An 18745-nucleotide genomic window follows, 5' to 3' on the forward strand; every position below is an offset into this window, starting at 1 on the left:
ACTATTCATTAGAATCTATGTTGGTTACAGTATTTTTTTTAAAATTTAACCATTCATTTAAATGATCTATTTCAACTGTCTTGCCACTAAGCAAACGTCGAAACAATTTAGCATTACTTTCACCATGATACATGCCCAGCACATGGCGAGTCATTGACCTCATTGGAACTCCAATTTTAAGTTGAATATTAATATAATCAATATATTCTTCTAAAAAAATTTCACGACTTATTTGACTATCTTCATTCTTAAAAATACTAGTGTTAATTTCTCTTAATAAAAATGGATTATGGTATGCAGCCCTTCCAAGCATAACACCATCAACATAATTAAGATGTGTTTTAATATCACTACAGCTTTCAATACCACCATTTATTGTAATTTGAAGTTGAGGAAAGTCTTTTTTTAGTTGATACACCCATTCATAGTTAAGAGGTGGTATCGTGCGATTTTCTTTTGGGCTCAATCCTTGCAGCCAGGCTTTTCGTGCATGAACGATAAAATGCTGACAACCTTTGTTACAAATTAACGAAATAAAATCACTAAGCTGATCATAACTCTCCATATCATCAATCCCAATGCGACTCTTAACGGTCACTGGAATATCACATTTATCCATCATACTTTCAACACATGATGCTACAAGATCAGGTTTTTTCATTAAACAAGCTCCAAAACTTCCTGATTGAACCCTATCAGATGGACAACCAACATTTATATTGACCTCATCATAGCCCCACTCTTTGGCAACTAAAGCACATTCTGCCATTTCTTTTGGATCACTTCCCCCAAGCTGAAGTGTAAGTGGATTTTCACTGGCATTAAAATCTAATAAACGGTTTTTATCACCTCTTAATATTGCATTAGAGGTAATCATTTCAGTATAAAGATGAACATCTTTACTTAAAAGGCGATAGAAATATCGACAATGTTTATCTGTCCAATCCATCATTGGAGCTATTGATACAACTGAAGAATTCATGACACCATCGAGGTCAAACCTTCTAAAGCAAACGAAATACTTTCAGACACTATTTCAGATCTTGATCCTTTAAAAAATTGCGTAGTTGAAGTACTGTCACCGTTTAGAAAAAAACCAAAACAAACCATTCCTACAGGTTTTTCAGGAGTTCCACCAGAAGGTCCTGCAATACCAGTTATTGATACTGCTAAATTACTTTGTGATTTTTCTCCCGCACCAATAACCATTTCACGAGCAACTTTTTCACTGACAGCTCCAAAGGTTTCAATAGCTTGCATATTGACCCCTAGCATTTGAACTTTTGAGTTATTACTATAAGTTATAAAGCCACAATTAAAATAACTTGAAGCTCCTGAAATCGAAGTAAGTGAGCTTGATAGTGCTCCCCCAGTGCAAGACTCTGCAACAGCAATCGTTAAACTTTTAGAAATTAAGAGCTCTGAAAGATGTTTGGCTTTAAGGTATGACACTAGCTATTTCCTTTAAGGGCAGTATTAACAATTTCATAAACATCATCTGTTAACTTATGTGAATCAAGAATTAACTTTAATTGATCCTCTTGAAGTGAAGAGTAATCATCTATAAAGCGCCTCCAATGATTATAAATTCCTGCAAACCTTGCTGCAATTTGAGGATTTAATGAATCGAGCTCTAGTATAACTTCAGTAGCTAACTGGTATCCTTCTTTACAGTGGAACTGAATGCTATTCTGAGTGAAAGAGCCCATTACAGATCTAATTCGATTTGGGTTTGTCATCTTAAATAAGTTGTGCTTCATTAGTTTTCTAATATCTGCAACAGAAGTACTGGAAGAAATACTTTGAGCGCTGAACCATTTGTCCATTACCTGAGCATCTTTTTTATGTTGACTATAGAACCTTTCAATTACTTCCTCTTTATATGGACTTGAAGAGTCTAAAAGGCATTGAAAAGCACTAAATTGATCAGTCATATTGTCAGCATTATTATATTGCTTGAAGGCTAATTCATATTCACCAAGCTTGACCAAAAAACTTAAACATTTATTTTTCAATGCTCGCTCACCAACAGAAGCGGAAGATAAATCATAATCTTTTTTATAATTTAATTTTTGGAAAGTATCATAAAAAAGCTCTTTTAATGCCTTACTTATTGAAAGAATAGAGGTCTCTCTCTGCAAGTGGACCTGCTTAACATTAATTCTTCCAACATGCTGATGAATAATTTGCTCAGAGGGAAGGCTTATCATTTCAGAAAGTAAGGCAAAGTCAGAGTCTTTATTAAAAATATTTTTGATCATTTCAAAGAGTTTTTGCTCTTCAACGTGCTCAGAATTTAATATATATTCCAACCAGAGACTTTGAACATTATCCCACCGATTAAATGGATCACTATCACCAGATGCAAGATAAATCCTATCACTTATTGAAAGATTAGAGTTAAATTTAACAGGCGCTGAAAAACCCCTAAACCATGAGGCTATTGGTTTTGCTTTGATATTTTTAAATTCAAAAGTTTTAACAAGTTCATCAACTAGAATCATTCCTGAATCAAGCTCTATACCATCGGCACTCAATAAGCCAAAATTATTTGGAATTACAAAAGGTTCTGTTTGATTTTTTTGGGTAAATGTTGCACGATAAATATTTTGACTTGAGTCATACTCATCTTCAATACTCACTTCAGGTGTTCCAGATTTACTATACCAGGGCATAAAATTTTCAAAGTTATAATTATTTGCATCTGCCATGCTTGCTACAAAATCATCAATAGTAACTGCATCGCCATCATGCCTATCAAAATACAGCCCCATACCTTTTTGAAAACCCTCTTCACCAAGAATGGTATGAATCATACGAATAACTTCTGCACCTTTCTCATAAACAGTCGATGTATAGAAATTATCCATTGCAATATAAGATTCTGGTCGAACTGGATGAGCCATAGGGCCAGCATCTTCAGCAAATTGTCTGGTCTTTAATTGATTAACATCTGTAATTCTTTGAATAGCTCTTGAACGCAAATCAGAAGAAAACTCTTGATCTCTAAAAACAGTCAATCCCTCTTTTAGACTCAACTGAAACCAATCCCGACAAGTGACTCTATTTCCAGTCCAATTATGAAAATACTCATGAGCAATAATTGATTCAATTCGAATAAAGCTAGAATCTGTAGATGTTTCTTGATTAGCAAGGACACAATCAGAATTAAAAATATTTAAACCTTTATTCTCCATTGCACCCATATTGAAATCATCAACCGCAACAATCATATATATATCCAAATCATAACTCAAATTGAACCTCTGCTCGTCCCATTTAAAAGCCTTTATAAGAGACTCCATTGCAAAAGCAGTTTTATGCATGTTATGCGGCTCAACATAAATTCTTAAATCAACCTCTCTTCCTGTTGAAGTCATAAAGCTGTCTTGCAGATAATCTAATTTACCGGCAACTAGCGCAAATAAATAGCATGGCTTTGGAGTAGGATCATGCCAAATAGCCTGAGTAGCTGATTCACTAACTAAATTTCCATTACTAAGGAGTACTGGGTAGTTATCCCTATTTGCATTTATTGTAGTAGTAAAAACACTTAGAACATCTGGTCTATCTAAGAAGTAAGTTATTTCTCTAAAACCCATTGCCTCGCATTGTGTACAAAAATTTCCACTGGACTGATAAAGGCCATTCAGATCAGTTTTACTCTCAGGATGAATTCGAACCTTAACATCTAATATAAATGCATCTGGTGGATTTAAAAGTGACAAACCATTATTCAAGAGTTCATAATTGGCATTCTTACCATCAACTTCAATAGATATTAGCTCTAAAGCTTCTCCATTTAAAAAAAGCTCCTTTACTAATTCCTCAGAATTAGGATTTTTATAAAAAGAAATTTGAGAAGTGACAATAGTTTCATCCTCTTTAAGATCAAAGCTGAGCTTAGTAGTTTTTATAAGATGCGAGCTAGCTGTATAATTTTTGCGATAAATTGGTTTTGGCTTTAAAGTAGAAATAGTAATGCTCCTAATAAAATTCTATAAATAACAAATGGCATAAAGCCAATTCTTTCAACTAAACGAATAAAAAATACTATTGTTGTGTATGCAGCAATAAATGCGATTATAAAACCCATTAATAGCAGTGTCCAATCAACCTGACTGGCCACAGTTGATAATTCAAAAGTTTTTAATAGAGTTGCGAGTGTAATTACTGGAATTGACAATAAAAATGCATATTTAATTGACAAAGCTCTTGATAAGCCAATAAATAAAGCAGCCGTAATAGTTATTCCCGATCGTGAGACTCCTGGTATTAAAGCCAAGGCTTGAAAACAGCCAATTATTAGAATATCCGAACCACGAATAAAATCTCTACTTTTTCCAATAGTTTTTTGAATCCAATCTGAGAAACCAAGTAATATTCCAAAAAAAATCGTTGCAAATGCTACCACATGATAGCTCCTAAAATTTGAAACAATATAATCTTCAAATAAAATTCCAGTTAGCCCAACGGGGATAGTACCTAATAAGATTGCCCAGGCAAGCATTGCCTCTCCCTCTAATCTCCTATTAACTATAGAACTAAAAAAATCTTTAGAAATAACAACTAAAGTCGTTCTATAGTAGAAAATAATTGCACACAATGTTGCAAAATGCAGAACGACATCAAATGCAAGTCCCTGATCAGGCCAATCTAAGAACTTTGGAAGAATAACTAAATGAGCAGAAGAAGATATAGGAAGAAATTCTGTCAAGCCTTGAATTAATGCTAGGGTAATTGTCTGAGTAATATCCATTTATTAAAGTTTTTTAGTAAGGTCTTGCTCTTTAAAACCGTCTAATTTTACTGCTTGTTTCTTAGATAATGCCATCACTTTAAAAATCTCACCCATTTCATTTGGCAGGATTAGTTGCTTGATCTGCTGTGCAAGGTCAATTCTAATATTAGTATCTTTTTCATTTAAAAGATACTTTTCAATTCCTAAAGATATTAAAAACATTGCTTGAGTGCAGTATCCTGAAACCTCAAAACCTGATTTAATTGCAGAGTCTGCAATGTCGGAAAAGTTAACTGAGGTTGTAATATCTTGAATACCAATATTGCAAAAAGGATCATTGCCAGCCTTATGTTTGTAAAAACACTTTAAGGTACCATCATTTCGTTGCGAGTGAAAATATTCACTACGATCCATTCCATAATCAATAAGTAAAATTGTCCCCTCTTTAATTGAATCACATAATGATTTAATCCATGCCATGGCATGTAAATTTACTTCTGTTGTGTACCCCTCTTCAACATCATGAGGTAATCTGACTGAATCGTTTGCAAAAGGCACATCAAAACCCCTCCAATAAAAACCATCTTTATTGAAACCAACCCCAAGTTCATTAAATTTGCCATTAGAAAACCTTACTCTTTTTGCAGGCATAGCATCAAGAACCTCATTAGCAATAACAACACCGGTAAAATCTTTTGGAAGTTCACTTAGCCATTCAACTCGATCAATGAGCTCTGGCAATACTTTCTTGATAGTATCTCTCTGGATTATTTTTAGCCTTGCACTTAACTCAATAATAAAATATTTATTGGGTACACAATCCAACCTTGCTAATTCAAATAAAATTTGAGAAGATAAAACACCACTCCCTGCTCCAAATTCTAATATATCTCCTTCATTGAGAATTTGTTTACATTGTCTGGCTATTGAATATCCAAATAAGTCAGATATTTCAGGTGCCGTAATAAAGTCTCCCTGCTTACCAATTATGCTTTTATTTGAACGATAATAGCCAAACTTTGAATGATACAAAGCAAAGTTCATAAATACGTCAAAGCCGATGGGCTTTGCATTTTCAGTTATGGATTTAGATATAATATCTTGTAAGCTCATATTGAAAATTATTTTATACTGTCATTGTCTTTATTTGCTAAAAAACAAAATTTACTTACTAACCCTTAATTAATTATGAATAAAGATATAAAAACTGCATTAGTTACAGGCAGCTCTGCTCGAATTGGTGCTGAAATAATCAGAGTGCTTCACAAAAATAATTATCAAGTAATTATTCATTGTAACAACTCTAAAGAAATAGCAGATCAACTTTGCAATGACCTCAATAATTTGAGAGAAAACTCAGCAAAGGTTATTGTTTGTGACCTTTCAAATATTGCATCAATTGATATGATTAATGATTCAATAGACTCTCTAGATTTATTAGTCAATAATGCATCAGTCTTTTATCCAAATTCTATTGGTGAAAGTAGCCCAGAACACTGGGATAGCATATTAAATGTTAATCTAAAGGCGCCTTTCTTTCTGGCAAAGGGGCTAAGTGAAAAACTATCTTCTCAAAATGGATCTATTATTAATATAATAGATATTCATGCTGAGCGCCCGCTAGAAAAACATGCCATCTATAATATTTCTAAAGCTGGTCTTAAAATGCTTACTCAGACTCTTGCTAAAGAGCTTGCTCCAAGTATTCGAGTAAATGGTGTTTCACCAGGATCAATTTTGTGGCCTGAGCAGGATGCACAACTGACTGATGATGATAAAAATTTAATGCTTAAAAAAATTCCTCTTAATAGTCAAGGCTCTCCAAAAGATATAGCAGATACTGTTCTTTTTTTAGCCAATGCTAACTACATAACAGGTCAAACTATAAATGTAGATGGAGGTCGAACTCTAGCTCAGTAAGAAACTTAAATTTATCTAAACATGGTATAATTCATTTGTTGATATTTATTTTCGACAAACAAGAATTTTTTTTACAATAGTTTCAACATATAGAAAAAAAGAAATATTGTAATTAAGGTATTTTTTTATGGGCTTATTGATGCCTTGTACAAAACCATATTTTAGTAATTGATGAATTTTAACAATCAAACTTATATTCGAATCCAGCACTTAAGTGTTGAGGCTTTGTATGTTCTCAATAGTCCAGATATTATAGGACTTCATAATGAATCACATTCTCATAAATGCTATCCACAAGGAAGAGATCCGGGTGGCAATCGTCAGGAGCCAAAAGCTTACTGATCTTAATATAGAAACAAGCCTAAATAGAAAGACTAAAGGCAATATTTATAAAGCAAAGATTTCTCGTGTTGAGCAATCCCTTGAAGCGGCTTTTGTCGATTATGGTAAGGATAAGCATGGTTTTTTGCCTTTCAAGGAGATCTCTCCATTTTTTTCAGATGGTGTAAAACCAAAGGGAGAGAAGCTAGCAATTAGTGATGTCCTTAAAGAAGGGCAGGAAATAATTATTCAAGTTGAAAAGGAAGAACGGGGCAATAAAGGAGCCGCATTAAGTACTTATATAAATTTAGCTGGAGCTTACATGATTCTTACGCCAAATAATCCTAAAAGTTCAGGTATTTCAAGACAAATTAATGCTACTGAACGTCAAGACTTAAAAAATCTTCTACCAAAACTTACAGTGCCAAAACATTCTGGATTGATTATCCGTACAGAAGGTGCTGGAAGAGGTGTTACTGAATTGCAATGGGAAGTTGATCATTTAACTCAATTATGGAAATCAATTAAGACTGCCACCAAGAGCCAGGATGGTCCCTTCCTAATTTATCAAGAGAGTGATATTACAGTTAGAGCACTTCGTGATTATCTTAGAGAGGATACCGATAGTGTTATTATCGATGATTTAGAAACTTATCAAAAAGCAAGAGACTTTATAAGCTTTGTAATGCCTCACTATCTAGATAAGATTAAATTCTTTGATGTTACTGAACACTCTCTTTTTGCTCATATGGGTGTTGAATCTCAAGTTAAAAGTGTTTTTGATCGAGAAGTCTCATTGAAGTCTGGTGCAACAATTGTTTTTGATGCTACAGAGGCATTAACTGCCATTGATATTAACTCTGCACGGGCAACAAGAGGAACAAGCATTGAGGATACAGCTCATAAAGCAAACCTTGATGCGGCAGAAGAAATTGCATTACAACTTCAGTTAAGAGATATCGGTGGTCTAGTGGTTATTGATTTTATTGATATGGCATCAGAATCAAATAGAAAATCAATTGAAAAGTTAATGGAAAAAGCTACTGCTAATGATAGAGCTCGAGTTCAAATAGGAACAATATCAAGATTTGGTTTATTGGAACTATCCAGACAACGCTTAATGAACTCGGTAGCAGAATCAACTGGAAAAACTTGTTCAGTTTGTAATGGAAGTGGAACAAATCCAACCATCCCTTCTTTATCATTAAGAATCATTCGTCAGCTTGAAGATTCTCTTAATTCCTCAAAAAATGGAGGCGACGTTACAATACAATCAAGTGTTGAGGTTATTACCTATCTTCTTAATGAAAAAAGACAAAATATAATTGAAATGGAGCAAAAGAATGACCTTAAGATAACTCTTCTCCCAAATCAATATATGCATTTTCCTCATTTCACTATAAATAAACAAAAAGGTGACAAGAGATCCCATCATAAGAGCTTCCAGGGTGTATCGAAACCACAAGAAAATCCTAATGAAATTAACTATATTGATAAACCAGACCTTCCGGCAATTTCAGTAAATCACCCTACTACTAAAATGCCAGAAAAGAAAGTTTCATTTATGACTAAATTATCTGATATTTTTTCTTCTGAAAAGAAATCATCGACACCTGCTAGGAATACTAGGCCTCAAAATAGGAACCAGAATCAGAATCGTAACCGTAATCAGAATCGGAATCGTAACCGTAATCAGAATCGGAATCAAGCTGCTCAAGAAAACACAAATATTAGTGATAATTCAAAAAATACTAACAATCAAAATAGGAATAAGAATCTAAAAAGTAATCCTAATTCTCAACATAAAAAAAATGTATCTAATATAACTAATGCTAATGAGAATGTTGTGACTAAAACTCCTGAGAATGTTGTGACTAAGACTCCTGAGAATGTTGTGACTAAGACTCCTGAGAATGTTGTGACTAAGACTCCTGAGAATGTTGTGACTAAAACTCCTGAGAATGTTGTGACTAAGACTCCTGAGAATGTTGTGACTAAGACTCCTGAGAATGTTGTGACTAAGACTCCTGAGAATGTTGTGACTAAGACTCCTGAGAATGTTATTCCAAAGCCAGCTAAGAAAACTGCACGTAAACCAGCAAAAAAAGCTGTTAATAAAAACTTAGAAAAAACTACTAAAAAATTGGATGAATAAAATTCTTATGTCTTTATGAAGAAATATGCCGTGATTGGAAATCCAGTTCATCATAGCTTATCGCCCATGATTCATGCCCAATTTGCTGAGCAGTTTGGGCTATCTATTTCTTATGAAAAAATTCTATCACCACTTGGTGGTTTTGCTAAAGATTCTATGGACTTTATTGTATCAGGTGGCTTAGGATTTAATATTACCTTGCCTTATAAAGTAAATGCCTATGAATTTTGTTCTAAGCTAACTTTAAACGCTGAGGTAGCAGGTGCTGTAAATACCATTAAAGTTGAAAGAAATGAAATTATTGGTGACAATACTGATGGAATTGGACTAGTTAATGATTTTAAAAATAATCTACAACAATCTTTTGAAGGTAAAGAAGTTTTAATTATTGGAGCTGGTGGAGCAACGCAAGGAATATTGAAGCCAATTCTAGATTGTAATCCTGAGAAGATATTACTTGCAAATCGAACAAAAGAAAAATCCTTAAAGTTATCCCAAAAATTTTCTAAATATGGAAAAGTTTGCGGCTTTGGACTTAATCAAATTAAAGCCAAGTCAGTTGACATTGTTATTAATGCTACAAGTGCCTCACTTGATGGAAAAATGCCTGAAATTACTGGTGGCGTTGCTCAAGGTGCATTTTGTTATGACTTGATGTATGGTGTTGAAACGCCTTTTATGAAGTGGGCAAAAGAAAATTCTGCCTCAAAAGTGAGTGATGGTCTGGGAATGTTAGTAGAGCAGGCTGCTAGCTCATTTACCTTCTGGCATAGCAAAACTCCAGATACTAAAGAGGTAATTAAATTAATTAGGGCGAAAGTCGACTAGTATTCCATCCGTCATTTTCTCTTTCATAAATGATACGGTCATGAAGTCGGTTTTCTCTTCCTTGCCAAAATTCAATAGAATTTGGTACCAGCCTATAACCACCCCAAAAATCTGGCAATGGAATATCTTTATTCTCAAACTTTTTTTTCATTGAGGCAAACTGATCAACCAAGACATCTCTAGAATCAATTTTTGAGGATTGCTTGGATGCCCAGGCACCTATTTGTGAGTCTCTTGGCCTTGATTGAAAATACTTTAAAGATTCATTCTTTGTAATTTTTTCAATATTACCTATAATTCTTACTTGCCTTTCAAGTGCTAACCAAGGAAAAAGAATTGCACCTTGCTGTCTCTTTTCAATTTGTATAGACTTCTTTGAATCATAGTTTGTAAAAAAAACAAAGCCTTTCTCATCAAAAAACTTAAGGAGAACTGTACGGATACCTATTTCATTGTCAGCTGTTGCAAGACTCATTGCACTTGGCTCAATTAGTCCAGCTTGCATCGCCTGATCAAACCATATAGAAAACTGCTTAATTGGATCAATATCAAGCTCATCTTTATCAATACCACTCTTTAGGTACTCTTTCCTTAGATTACTTAAATCACCATTCATAACTAATCTCCATTAGAAAGGAATTAAATTGCTTTTTTTAGATTCGGTAAGATGTTTTGTTATTAAAGACTTAACTGGAGGAAAGCGATTTGCAAACTTCAAGACCAGTCTTCTAATTTGCTTAGAGGCAGCAGCATCATTTGTAAACAAGGAAACAACACCATTAGTGCCAAAATACATAATTCTTGAAAGATGTATCTGCTTATTTTCAAACTCCTTTAAAACAATACTTGAACCTATATCATTACCAGTCTTAATGGCCTTAATAATTGAATTTGAAAGAATATCTTGCCCTCTGAGGCCTAAATTAAAACCATGGGCAGTTACTGGATGCATTCCAACAGCTGCATCTCCAATAAGTGCAAATCTTGTTGATATGAACTTCTGAGCATATACACCAACCAAAGGGTAAGAGAATCGTTGTCCAATTTGTTTCATTTGACCTAGTTTTCCACCAAAACCATCACTTGTCATCTCACAAAATTTTTCTTCATCCATTTCAAGCATTTCATCCGCCTGATCTGTTGGAACCGTTAGAACTACTGAAGAAATGTCACCATTAAGAGGTAATAGAGCTAAAGTATGTCCATAATTAAAACATTCTAAAGCAGTATGATCGTGTGGTTTCTCATGGGACACCCTTGTAATTATCATTACCTTAGAAAAGTCCTTCATCATTGAGGGAATACCCATCTTTCTTCTAATTTCAGAAAAGCGGCTATCTGCTGCAACAATTAGCTTTGAATTTATGATTTGACCATCAGAAAGAGTAATGCTTGACTCACTTATATTCGTATTGATATCATCAACTGAAAGGTCATTAATAAAGGTAAGATTTTCTAATTTTGAAGCTTTTTGAAATAATGCTAATCTTATTAAATTATTTGGAACAAGATAGCCTAGAGCGTCGATTTTAGATTTTTTAGTATCAAAATTTAATAAAGACTCAGAATCTCCATCAAAAACCTTTGCCTGTTTCAGAGGACTTACTTTGGATGCATCTATTAAATCCCAAACACCCATTTTTTTAAGAATCTTTAATGAATTATGAGTCAAAGCAGTCTCTCTTCCATCCGCCTTAGGATTATTAATTGTCGAAATAGGAGACTTTTCAACAATAAGAGTTTTTAGGTTCTGATTAGCTAGAGAGCATGCAAAACTAAGGCCTGCAGGACCAGCACCGATAATTATAATATCAAAATCTTTTTCTGTAGTTTTTTGATTCATCAAAGTATTTATTTTTATCCTTTGTGATGATGGTAAATTAAGATATAACCTATTGACTAGAATCCTTAGATTCTGCAATTTGCTTCAACCAGTAGGCACTTTTACCAAGATCTTTCTCAGTCCCAATTCCCTCTTTATACATTTCAGCAACCTTAATTTGAGATTCTAAATAACCCCTTCTAGCAGCCGTAATATAATATTCATAGGCTTTATTATAGTCTTGTGAAGCACCCTTCCCAGTTTCATACATTTCAGCAAGATTGTGTTGAGCAAAAAGATAGTCCTGATTTGCAGCTAAACTAATCCAACCAAATGCTTTATCATAATCCGTTGTTACCCCAATTCCTAAATAATACATTGCACCAAGATAATACTGAGCTTTTGGATGTGATAAGTTTGCAGCTTTATTTAAATATTCAAGTCCTTTTGAATTATCATTTTCGACACCAATTCCAACAATATACATAATACCTAAGGCTGTCATAGAATCAAGATCACCAGATTTTGAGCCTTGTCTAAATGCAAAAAGGGCCTTTTTATAGTCTTGCTCCACACCATCACCATAAAAAAAAGCACGGCCTCTATCGTACAAACTAGTATCTGAAAAAACTGGCGAAGAGATAGAAATAAAAATGGTAAATATTAATAAGTATTTCATTATGTAAATGTTAATTTAATAATCCAATAAGATTTTACAGTTTATTTCAGTGTTTATACATCATCCCTTGGAACAAATTCAAGTACTGTTGCATTGATACAATATCTTGGCATTCCGTCTGGACCATCATTAAAAACATGACCAAGATGGATATCAGAACTGACAGATCTTATTTCAGTACGAACCATTCCATAACTTTTATCTATTAGCTCATACACTTCATTATCTACTGGTCTTGTAAAAGAAAGCCAGCCTGACTTAGAGTCAAATCGATCAGCCGTATCAAAGAGCGGCCTTCCAGATAACTTATCTACAAAAATACCTTCTGGAGTATCTTTAAAAATCTTATATTGGACACAAAATCTTTTATCCGTTCCATCATTAAATGCAACATTATGAGCTTCAGAGCCAATACCTAATTTAAAATCACCAAGTGCTTTATAAAAATCTTCTGACGACATTATGCCCTGATGAGCCCAAACCTCCTTACCATCTTCAATAAGAAAAATTGTAGGAGTAGCCCATGTTGGTGTTTCTATTTCAAAACCACTTAGCGCAGATGCTGGCGTAGATCTTAGTGGAATGGTTCCTGCATACTTTGACGTTACTTTTTTCTCAAACTCAATACAAAATAAACAAGTACCTTCAATTTCAGGACCAATAACTATAATCTCCTTGCCCCCAAGTGGAGTTATCTTATCTAAGGGACTCTCAATTGAATTTTGTGTAAGAAAAGCAACACCAGTAGAATGGTCAGGACAATAGCCATTTGGATTAAAACGTAAATAATCTTGGTGATAATCCTCTGCAGGCCAAAATTTTTCTAAAGCAGACATTTCTGTAACGATCTGCCCATATCCTTTTTCACTTAATAGCTTTTGAAACTCTTGTCCAGTTTTAATAGCTATTTCTTTTTGTTTATCAGTTGTCCAATAAATAGCAGAGCGATAATTATTACCAACATCATTGCCTTGGCGATTCATCTGAGTTGGGTCATGAATCTCCCAGAAATTTTTTATTAAAGTCTCTGTAGAGACTTTACTAGAGTCATAAACAACTTTTACAGTCTCAGTATGATTAATTAGAGTATTACTATTTTCTTTTTCCTCATCTGACATACCTATGTTTTTGAGAATAGATAGAAAGGTTTCGCCTTGTCCATTTCTCCTATTATTAAGAACATCTTGATATGTTGGGTTCTCATAATTACCACCTGAATAACCAGAGACAACATCTATAACGCCATCAAAACTTTCAAAGTTTTTTTCGACACCCCAAAAACAACCTGCAGCAAAAAAAATTTCTAAAATCACTGGATAATCCTTAAATATTTAAAAAAAATGGATTCTACACCTTATAAACGAATATAAGGTGTTGAATGAGTGAAGAATAGACAGATTCAAAAGGTAATTATCAAAAATACATTCAATAATTTAGTTCACAATTTTTAGATATCCTTTAATATAGGCTGAGGGAAAAGAAATTTTATTAGATTTTGATGCAAGAGAATTAAACTTTATTGATAAGTCTTTTTCCATATTTTTTCTTAAGAATTCATCAGTTAAATCTAACTCAACTACCTCATTATAATCACAATAAGTAGACGAACAGCCAGAAGCATTAGATGAAATTAAATTAATATTAACTGAGTTTTCATCGTCACAAGTATTCCACTTATCACAAAAGCTTGCTGAAGAATAGCTTCTCTTTTCCTCTGATTTATATGTAATAGATAAATTAACAATATGATTTGTAGAACTATCATTATTATCTTTAATACCAATTAAAAAATAATCAAATGTATCAGGATCACCGATCATACTTCTATTCTGAGTATCCGATATTTTAGAAGCAACAAACTTTAATTTATTATCTGATATTTGGATTTTTTCAGCATACTCAGCTGTCAGTCCAGCCTCTAATAAATCAGCATCAATCTTCTCTTTTTTCTTGTTGAGAATTTTAACTACTGATGCAACTAAATCAGGATTATAGTTTTTTTGAGCCTCAATAATACTATCATCATGAGATAGGTTTAAAGCAAAAATCCTTTCTACTTCAGTATCGATAGGATTTTTAGGCATAGAAAGTTCAGAATAATCTATTGCAGAACAACCAATTAAACCAATAGATAGAAATAAGATAATAATGATTTTTTTCATTTTTTTACTCTTTAAATTAAAATAAAGTGGTAGTCACGGTCAGATTTGAACTGACGACTTCCACCTTGTCGAGGTGGCACTCTAACCAACTGAGTTACGCGACTGCTATGGAAAATTATACTGCTTCGAAAGTAGATTTGATGATTTTTTGAATATTTGATGCAGCTTGATATCTATTTTCAGCATTTTTAATTGGCCTTCCAACAACTATATAGTCAGACCCACTTTTAAAAGCAGTTGAAACATCAACAACTCGTTTTTGGTCATCATCATTAGCTACTGGTCTTATTCCTGGAGTAACTGCAATTAATTTATTATCAACATATTCTCTAATATAGGGCACTTCAAGACCCGATGAAACTATTCCATCACAGCCAGCCTCAAAAGCCCTTTTGGCCCTTGATATAACTAAATCTTTCACATTACACTTAAAGCCTAGATCATCCAAATCCCCTCTATCAAGACTTGTAAGCGCTGTAACAGCAAGTATTTTTAAATTATTTTTATTTTCAGCAGCTTTTTCCATTAAAGCTTGATTACCATGAATAGTTGCAAAAGTTGCACCATACTCACTTAGTCTTGCAATTGTTCTCCCAACAGTCTCAGGTACATCAAAAAATTTCAAATCAACAAAAACCTTTTTATCTTTTGCTACTAACCAATCTAATAACTCAAAGTACTGACCAGTCATTAAAAGCTCCATACCAATCTTATAGAAATTAATACTATCATCAAGTTCAACTACTATTTCCTTAGCTTTTGAAACCTCTGGCACATCTAGAGCAAAAATTAAACGGTCTTCAATATTTATATCTTTCATCTTAACTTATAAAAAAATGTATAAATAAAATTATACTTGAGAGTATTAGCCAAGAATTAATCTGAAGAAATAAACTCTTTAACTTTTTTAAAAACTACTTTAGCACCCCGCTCATTCAAATGTATTTGATCAAATAATATCCATTGCCCATTGGACTTAGAAATTTTATCCCATGACCTCTTAAAGACGTAATGATGATATATACCTCCAAATATTCGACGAAGTATTGTTATAGTTTTTGGGTTAAAGTCATTTTTTAATGGATAGTCTCTATTTGCTAATTCAGACCAAATTAAATCTGAGATAGGTAGAAGAGTAATATTCTTTTTAATTGCAGTGAGCTCTATGAATTCATTAAAATTTTTTATATGGTTATTGTTTACTGAATCTTTATATTCACCAATTGGAGGAAGAGTACAAATTGCAAGTTTAGGAACATTTTTAAGGCGATCTATTAATTCTGGTAATAGCTCTTTAAATCTTTCTAAAGTAGGGATTTCGGGTAACTGACTATTTTTTTTATAACGCTCTCCTGAATTTTTATCAAGCGATGCCAATGCATCATTTGTGCCAATCATTATGGTTACAACATCAGGTTTACAGGCTAATATTGAATCCAATCTTTGATGAACTTGCCATACAACATCACCATTAATACCTTCATTAAGGAATTTATCATTTGGATACTCTTGTCGTAGGCTGTCAACCCAACATTCACCAATATTGCCATGAGTTAAAGAATCTCCAATACAAGCAATAACTCGTCCTTTTTTTAAACGGTCTGATTCTATAAAATCTATAGCCCTATCTTTTGGTGGGGTTGCTATTATTGAAGACACATAAAAAAAAATAGCTGCAATTATTATTACAGCTATTAATATTATTAAAAAGAAAGAACCCATAGAGGTCAATACTACATATACATTAAAGACCTTCTATCGATACTTCAATTTTGATAACGTCATCATAAGGTCTTTTCTTACTAGAGAAGGAAACCTCACGTCCATCATAATCAACAGTAACTCTATAATGGCTCAGTCTTTTTTCAATAACTTGCCTAACTTTATTTTCACATACTTCTTGACTAACAACAGCTCCTGTTCCATTAGCTTTTTCAGCATCATTTGCTAGTGATGCTCCTAAAAATGCACCAAATATTGTCATAGCATCTTTACCATCACCATCACCAAGTTTATTTCCAATAGCACCTCCAAGGACAGCGCCCATTAATTCATTTGTTGCACTTCCATCACCACTTTGAACGGATTCTTTAATATAGCATTCTTGATATGGCTCATCAACTCTATATTGTTTAAAGACCTTTTCAACAGAAGTTACGGTTGCTGAATCGACAAAACTTCCTGCAAAAGTAAGCTGAGATGCTAATATAAATGACATAATTATTAAACTTTTTAAAATTTTTCTCATAACTTTACTCCAGTAATATTTAGCCCCTATAATGTGAATTATATACTTTTTTAATATTTTTTCATTGAATTAACAATCATAACTGGCAATAATATAACACTTGCCTTGGTAGCTCAGCTGGATAGAGCACTCGCCTCCTAAGCGAGGGGTCGTAGGTTCAAATCCTGCCCAGGGCGCCACATTATGCAAATTTCTTTTCAAAATCTTTCATAAAAGTAACCAAAGCATTGACACCCTCTTTTGGCATTGCATTATATATGCTAGCTCTCATACCACCAACACTACGGTGCCCTTTTAATGCCAACAAATCAGCTTCTTTTGATTTTTCTAAAAATAAGGTATTGAGATTTTCATCCGCTAAAAAAAATGGAACATTCATTAATGAGCGATATCTAATGGATACCTTATTTAAATAAAAATCACTATTATCAATTGCAGCATAAAGTGTTTTTGCTTTTTCTTCATTAATTTTTTGTATTACATTTAAACCACCCTGCTCCTTAAGCCACTCAAATACGCAGCCTGCCGCATACCACGAGAAGGTTGTTGGAGTATTAAACATTGATTCATTATTAGCCTGTGTAGAGTAATCAAAAAGTTTTGGCTGACCATTAACTACTTGTCCCAATAAATCCTCTCGAACAATAACAATAGTTAGTCCTGACGGTCCAATATTTTTTTGTGCCCCCGCATAAATAACTCCAAATTTTGTTACGTCAATTTCACGAGAAAGAATCGTTGAAGACATGTCAGCCGCCAATGGCATCTTAACTTCAGGAATATAATCAAATTCTAAACCAGCTATAGTTTCATTAGAAACATAATGAAGATAAGCTGCATCTTCATTAATATTCCATTTTTCAAAATCCTCAATATCAGTAAAGTTATTATTTGAACTATCTGAACAAATATTTACATCACAGTAACGACTTGCCTCACTAATTGCCTTCTCTGACCAAAGTCCAGTATTGACATAATTTGCAATATTTCTTCCTCTAAGAAGGTTAATAGGAACCATTGAAAATTGAGCTGAAGCTCCACCTTGAAGAAATAAAACTTTATAGTTATTTGGAATACTAAGTAAGTCCCTCAAATCCTGTTCTGACTTTCTAGCAACCTCCATAAAATCCTCACCACGATGTGAGATTTCCATTATTGAGGCTTTAGCTCCTCTATATTCTAAAAGCTCCTCATTAATTTTTTTAAGGACTTCGCTTGGAAGCATAGCGGGACCAGCACTAAAATTGTATGCTTTTGTCATATTTATTTTTCGTAATTATTAAAAAAATATTTTTTTTTAGAGATGTTAATTATACCAAATTGATTATAAATTCATAAAATTAAGAAAGTGATTAAAATTTATAGAAACAACTATTAAAAAGAACTAAAATCTATATTTATTTTTTTTATATAATATCTATATGAATATTTTTAAACACAATTTTAAGCTACTAGTATTATCTTTATTTGCCTTCCAAGGATTCTCTAATGCTGCATTAGCTGATGAACATCTTCATGCTGTAAGTGGCTCCGTAACAGGCTGTTCAAATAAACATGCGGTGCATGTCCTTATTTATGAAGAATCAGGCTTTAACAATGGAATGACTCATAGTCAAGAAGTTATTATTAACCCCGAAAATAGTGGTGACTGTAAAGTACCATTTAACTTTAATAAGCCTACTGGTTCATATGCTCTAGCTTCTTTTGAAGATAAAAATGGAAATGGAGAATTAGACTTTTTCTTTTTCATTCCAAAAGAGCCAGCAGGATTTTATAAATTTAATGGGATGGGTGCTCCAAAGTTTGAAAAAATGAAGATTAATGTGGATAAAGATATTAATAATATTGAGATATTATTACCTTAAATAA

19 protein-coding genes and 2 tRNA genes are annotated in these 18745 nt (G+C 33.2%); 6 read left to right on the plus strand and 15 right to left on the minus strand.

Translation table 11 applies throughout. The features are described 5' to 3' along the window. Position 1 precedes the first annotated feature (1 nt). Genes dusA through CRN91_RS06750 form a run of 5 tightly spaced genes read right to left on the minus strand, consistent with a single transcriptional unit; the run spans position 2 to position 5854 of the window. On the minus strand, positions 2-982 hold the full coding sequence (dusA, locus tag CRN91_RS06730; protein WP_114115670.1) for a tRNA dihydrouridine(20/20a) synthase DusA: 981 nt from the start codon (positions 980-982) through the stop codon (positions 2-4). Further along, positions 979-1452, minus strand: a complete 474-nt coding sequence (locus CRN91_RS06735) for a CinA family protein (RefSeq protein ID WP_114115671.1) — start codon at positions 1450-1452, stop codon at positions 979-981. The genes dusA and CRN91_RS06735 overlap by 4 nt, the downstream gene beginning before the upstream one ends. Next, entirely contained in the window at positions 1452-3992 is a 2541-nt protein-coding gene (gene pepN, locus CRN91_RS06740; protein ID WP_371412784.1) for an aminopeptidase N, read from the minus strand. Before pepN ends, CRN91_RS06735 begins: the two co-directional genes overlap by 1 nt. Next, positions 3965-4759, minus strand: a complete 795-nt coding sequence (locus CRN91_RS06745) for an undecaprenyl-diphosphate phosphatase (RefSeq protein ID WP_114115673.1) — start codon at positions 4757-4759, stop codon at positions 3965-3967. The genes pepN and CRN91_RS06745 overlap by 28 nt, the downstream gene beginning before the upstream one ends. Before the next feature lie 3 nt (positions 4760-4762). Then, the gene (locus CRN91_RS06750) at positions 4763-5854 is read right to left on the minus strand and encodes a class I SAM-dependent methyltransferase (RefSeq protein ID WP_114115674.1); all 1092 of its coding nucleotides are present in this window, start codon (positions 5852-5854) and stop codon (positions 4763-4765) included. 87 nt (positions 5855-5941) lie between these two features. On the opposite strand from CRN91_RS06750, the gene CRN91_RS06755 reads away from it, so the two are divergent. From CRN91_RS06755 to aroE, 4 genes are all read left to right on the plus strand, one after another. Next, positions 5942-6661, plus strand: a complete 720-nt coding sequence (locus tag CRN91_RS06755; protein ID WP_114116082.1) for a pteridine reductase — start codon at positions 5942-5944, stop codon at positions 6659-6661. A 168-nt stretch (positions 6662-6829) separates the two neighbouring features. Continuing rightward, on the plus strand, positions 6830-7003 hold the full coding sequence (locus tag CRN91_RS08675; RefSeq protein ID WP_168177018.1) for a hypothetical protein: 174 nt from the start codon (positions 6830-6832) through the stop codon (positions 7001-7003). After that, entirely contained in the window at positions 6927-9137 is a 2211-nt protein-coding gene (locus CRN91_RS06765; RefSeq protein ID WP_114115675.1) for an Rne/Rng family ribonuclease, read from the plus strand. Before CRN91_RS08675 ends, CRN91_RS06765 begins: the two co-directional genes overlap by 77 nt. Positions 9138-9152: 15 nt before the next feature. Beyond that, positions 9153-9965 carry a shikimate dehydrogenase gene (aroE, locus tag CRN91_RS06770; RefSeq protein WP_114115676.1) on the plus strand — a complete coding sequence of 271 codons (813 nt, stop codon included), beginning with the start codon at positions 9153-9155 and terminating at the stop codon, positions 9963-9965. Here aroE and pdxH read toward each other — a convergent pair. The 9 genes from pdxH to CRN91_RS06815 form a co-directional block, all read right to left on the minus strand. Beyond that, positions 9946-10581 (minus strand): pyridoxamine 5'-phosphate oxidase, encoded by a 636-nt coding sequence (gene pdxH / locus CRN91_RS06775; protein WP_114115677.1) that lies wholly within the window; start codon positions 10579-10581, stop codon positions 9946-9948. The two genes, aroE and pdxH, sit on opposite strands and share 20 nt — an antisense overlap. Before the next feature lie 12 nt (positions 10582-10593). Next, a complete protein-coding gene (gene ubiM, locus CRN91_RS06780; RefSeq protein ID WP_114115678.1) occupies positions 10594-11808 on the minus strand; it encodes a 5-demethoxyubiquinol-8 5-hydroxylase UbiM in 1215 nt (404 codons plus the stop codon). A 49-nt stretch (positions 11809-11857) separates the two neighbouring features. Further along, positions 11858-12466 carry a tetratricopeptide repeat protein gene (locus CRN91_RS06785; RefSeq protein WP_114115679.1) on the minus strand — a complete coding sequence of 203 codons (609 nt, stop codon included), beginning with the start codon at positions 12464-12466 and terminating at the stop codon, positions 11858-11860. Positions 12467-12519: 53 nt separating this feature from the next. Further along, entirely contained in the window at positions 12520-13779 is a 1260-nt protein-coding gene (msrA, locus tag CRN91_RS06790; protein WP_114115680.1) for a peptide-methionine (S)-S-oxide reductase MsrA, read from the minus strand. 120 nt (positions 13780-13899) lie between these two features. After that, positions 13900-14628 carry a hypothetical protein gene (locus CRN91_RS06795; protein WP_114115681.1) on the minus strand — a complete coding sequence of 243 codons (729 nt, stop codon included), beginning with the start codon at positions 14626-14628 and terminating at the stop codon, positions 13900-13902. Positions 14629-14655: 27 nt separating this feature from the next. Continuing rightward, positions 14656-14732: transfer RNA gene (locus tag CRN91_RS06800), tRNA-Val, on the minus strand. Positions 14733-14743: 11 nt separating this feature from the next. Then, on the minus strand, positions 14744-15448 hold the full coding sequence (pyrF, locus tag CRN91_RS06805) for an orotidine-5'-phosphate decarboxylase (RefSeq protein ID WP_114115682.1): 705 nt from the start codon (positions 15446-15448) through the stop codon (positions 14744-14746). 56 nt (positions 15449-15504) lie between these two features. After that, positions 15505-16287 carry an SGNH/GDSL hydrolase family protein gene (locus tag CRN91_RS06810; RefSeq protein ID WP_254424927.1) on the minus strand — a complete coding sequence of 261 codons (783 nt, stop codon included), beginning with the start codon at positions 16285-16287 and terminating at the stop codon, positions 15505-15507. Between the two features lie 85 nt (positions 16288-16372). Next, positions 16373-16876, minus strand: a complete 504-nt coding sequence (locus CRN91_RS06815) for a glycine zipper 2TM domain-containing protein (RefSeq protein WP_114115684.1) — start codon at positions 16874-16876, stop codon at positions 16373-16375. Positions 16877-16978: 102 nt separating this feature from the next. Between CRN91_RS06815 and CRN91_RS06820 the strand changes: the two genes are divergently transcribed. Further along, positions 16979-17055 (plus strand) — tRNA-Arg (locus tag CRN91_RS06820). Positions 17056-17057: 2 nt separating this feature from the next. Here CRN91_RS06820 and serC read toward each other — a convergent pair. Then, entirely contained in the window at positions 17058-18137 is a 1080-nt protein-coding gene (gene serC, locus CRN91_RS06825) for a 3-phosphoserine/phosphohydroxythreonine transaminase (protein WP_114115685.1), read from the minus strand. Positions 18138-18297: 160 nt separating this feature from the next. Here serC and CRN91_RS06830 point away from each other — a divergent pair, with 160 nt between their 5' ends. Beyond that, a complete protein-coding gene (locus tag CRN91_RS06830) occupies positions 18298-18741 on the plus strand; it encodes a DUF2141 domain-containing protein (RefSeq protein WP_114115686.1) in 444 nt (147 codons plus the stop codon). Positions 18742-18745: the final 4 nt, after the last annotated feature.

This window comes from Candidatus Thioglobus sp. NP1, assembly GCF_003326015.1.
Classification (GTDB): domain Bacteria; phylum Pseudomonadota; class Gammaproteobacteria; order PS1; family Pseudothioglobaceae; genus Pseudothioglobus; species Pseudothioglobus singularis_A.

Bases quoted from the DNA above. Each gene is read 5' to 3' on its own strand.
- dusA (WP_114115670.1), bottom strand. From the start codon at position 982: ATGAATTCTTCAGTTGTATCAATAGCTCCAATGATGGATTGGACAGAT.
- CRN91_RS06745 (WP_114115673.1), bottom strand. From the start codon at position 4,759: ATGGATATTACTCAGACAATTACCCTAGCATTAATTCAAGGCTTGACA.
- CRN91_RS06750 (WP_114115674.1), bottom strand. From the start codon at position 5,854: ATGAGCTTACAAGATATTATATCTAAATCCATAACTGAAAATGCAAAG.
- CRN91_RS06765 (WP_114115675.1), top strand. From the start codon at position 6,927: ATGAATCACATTCTCATAAATGCTATCCACAAGGAAGAGATCCGGGTG.
- aroE (WP_114115676.1), top strand. From the start codon at position 9,153: ATGAAGAAATATGCCGTGATTGGAAATCCAGTTCATCATAGCTTATCG.
- pdxH (WP_114115677.1), bottom strand. From the start codon at position 10,581: ATGAATGGTGATTTAAGTAATCTAAGGAAAGAGTACCTAAAGAGTGGT.
- ubiM (WP_114115678.1), bottom strand. From the start codon at position 11,808: ATGAATCAAAAAACTACAGAAAAAGATTTTGATATTATAATTATCGGT.
- CRN91_RS06785 (WP_114115679.1), bottom strand. From the start codon at position 12,466: ATGAAATACTTATTAATATTTACCATTTTTATTTCTATCTCTTCGCCA.
- CRN91_RS06795 (WP_114115681.1), bottom strand. From the start codon at position 14,628: ATGAAAAAAATCATTATTATCTTATTTCTATCTATTGGTTTAATTGGT.
- pyrF (WP_114115682.1), bottom strand. From the start codon at position 15,448: ATGAAAGATATAAATATTGAAGACCGTTTAATTTTTGCTCTAGATGTG.
- CRN91_RS06815 (WP_114115684.1), bottom strand. From the start codon at position 16,876: ATGAGAAAAATTTTAAAAAGTTTAATAATTATGTCATTTATATTAGCA.
- serC (WP_114115685.1), bottom strand. From the start codon at position 18,137: ATGACAAAAGCATACAATTTTAGTGCTGGTCCCGCTATGCTTCCAAGC.
- CRN91_RS06830 (WP_114115686.1), top strand. From the start codon at position 18,298: ATGAATATTTTTAAACACAATTTTAAGCTACTAGTATTATCTTTATTT.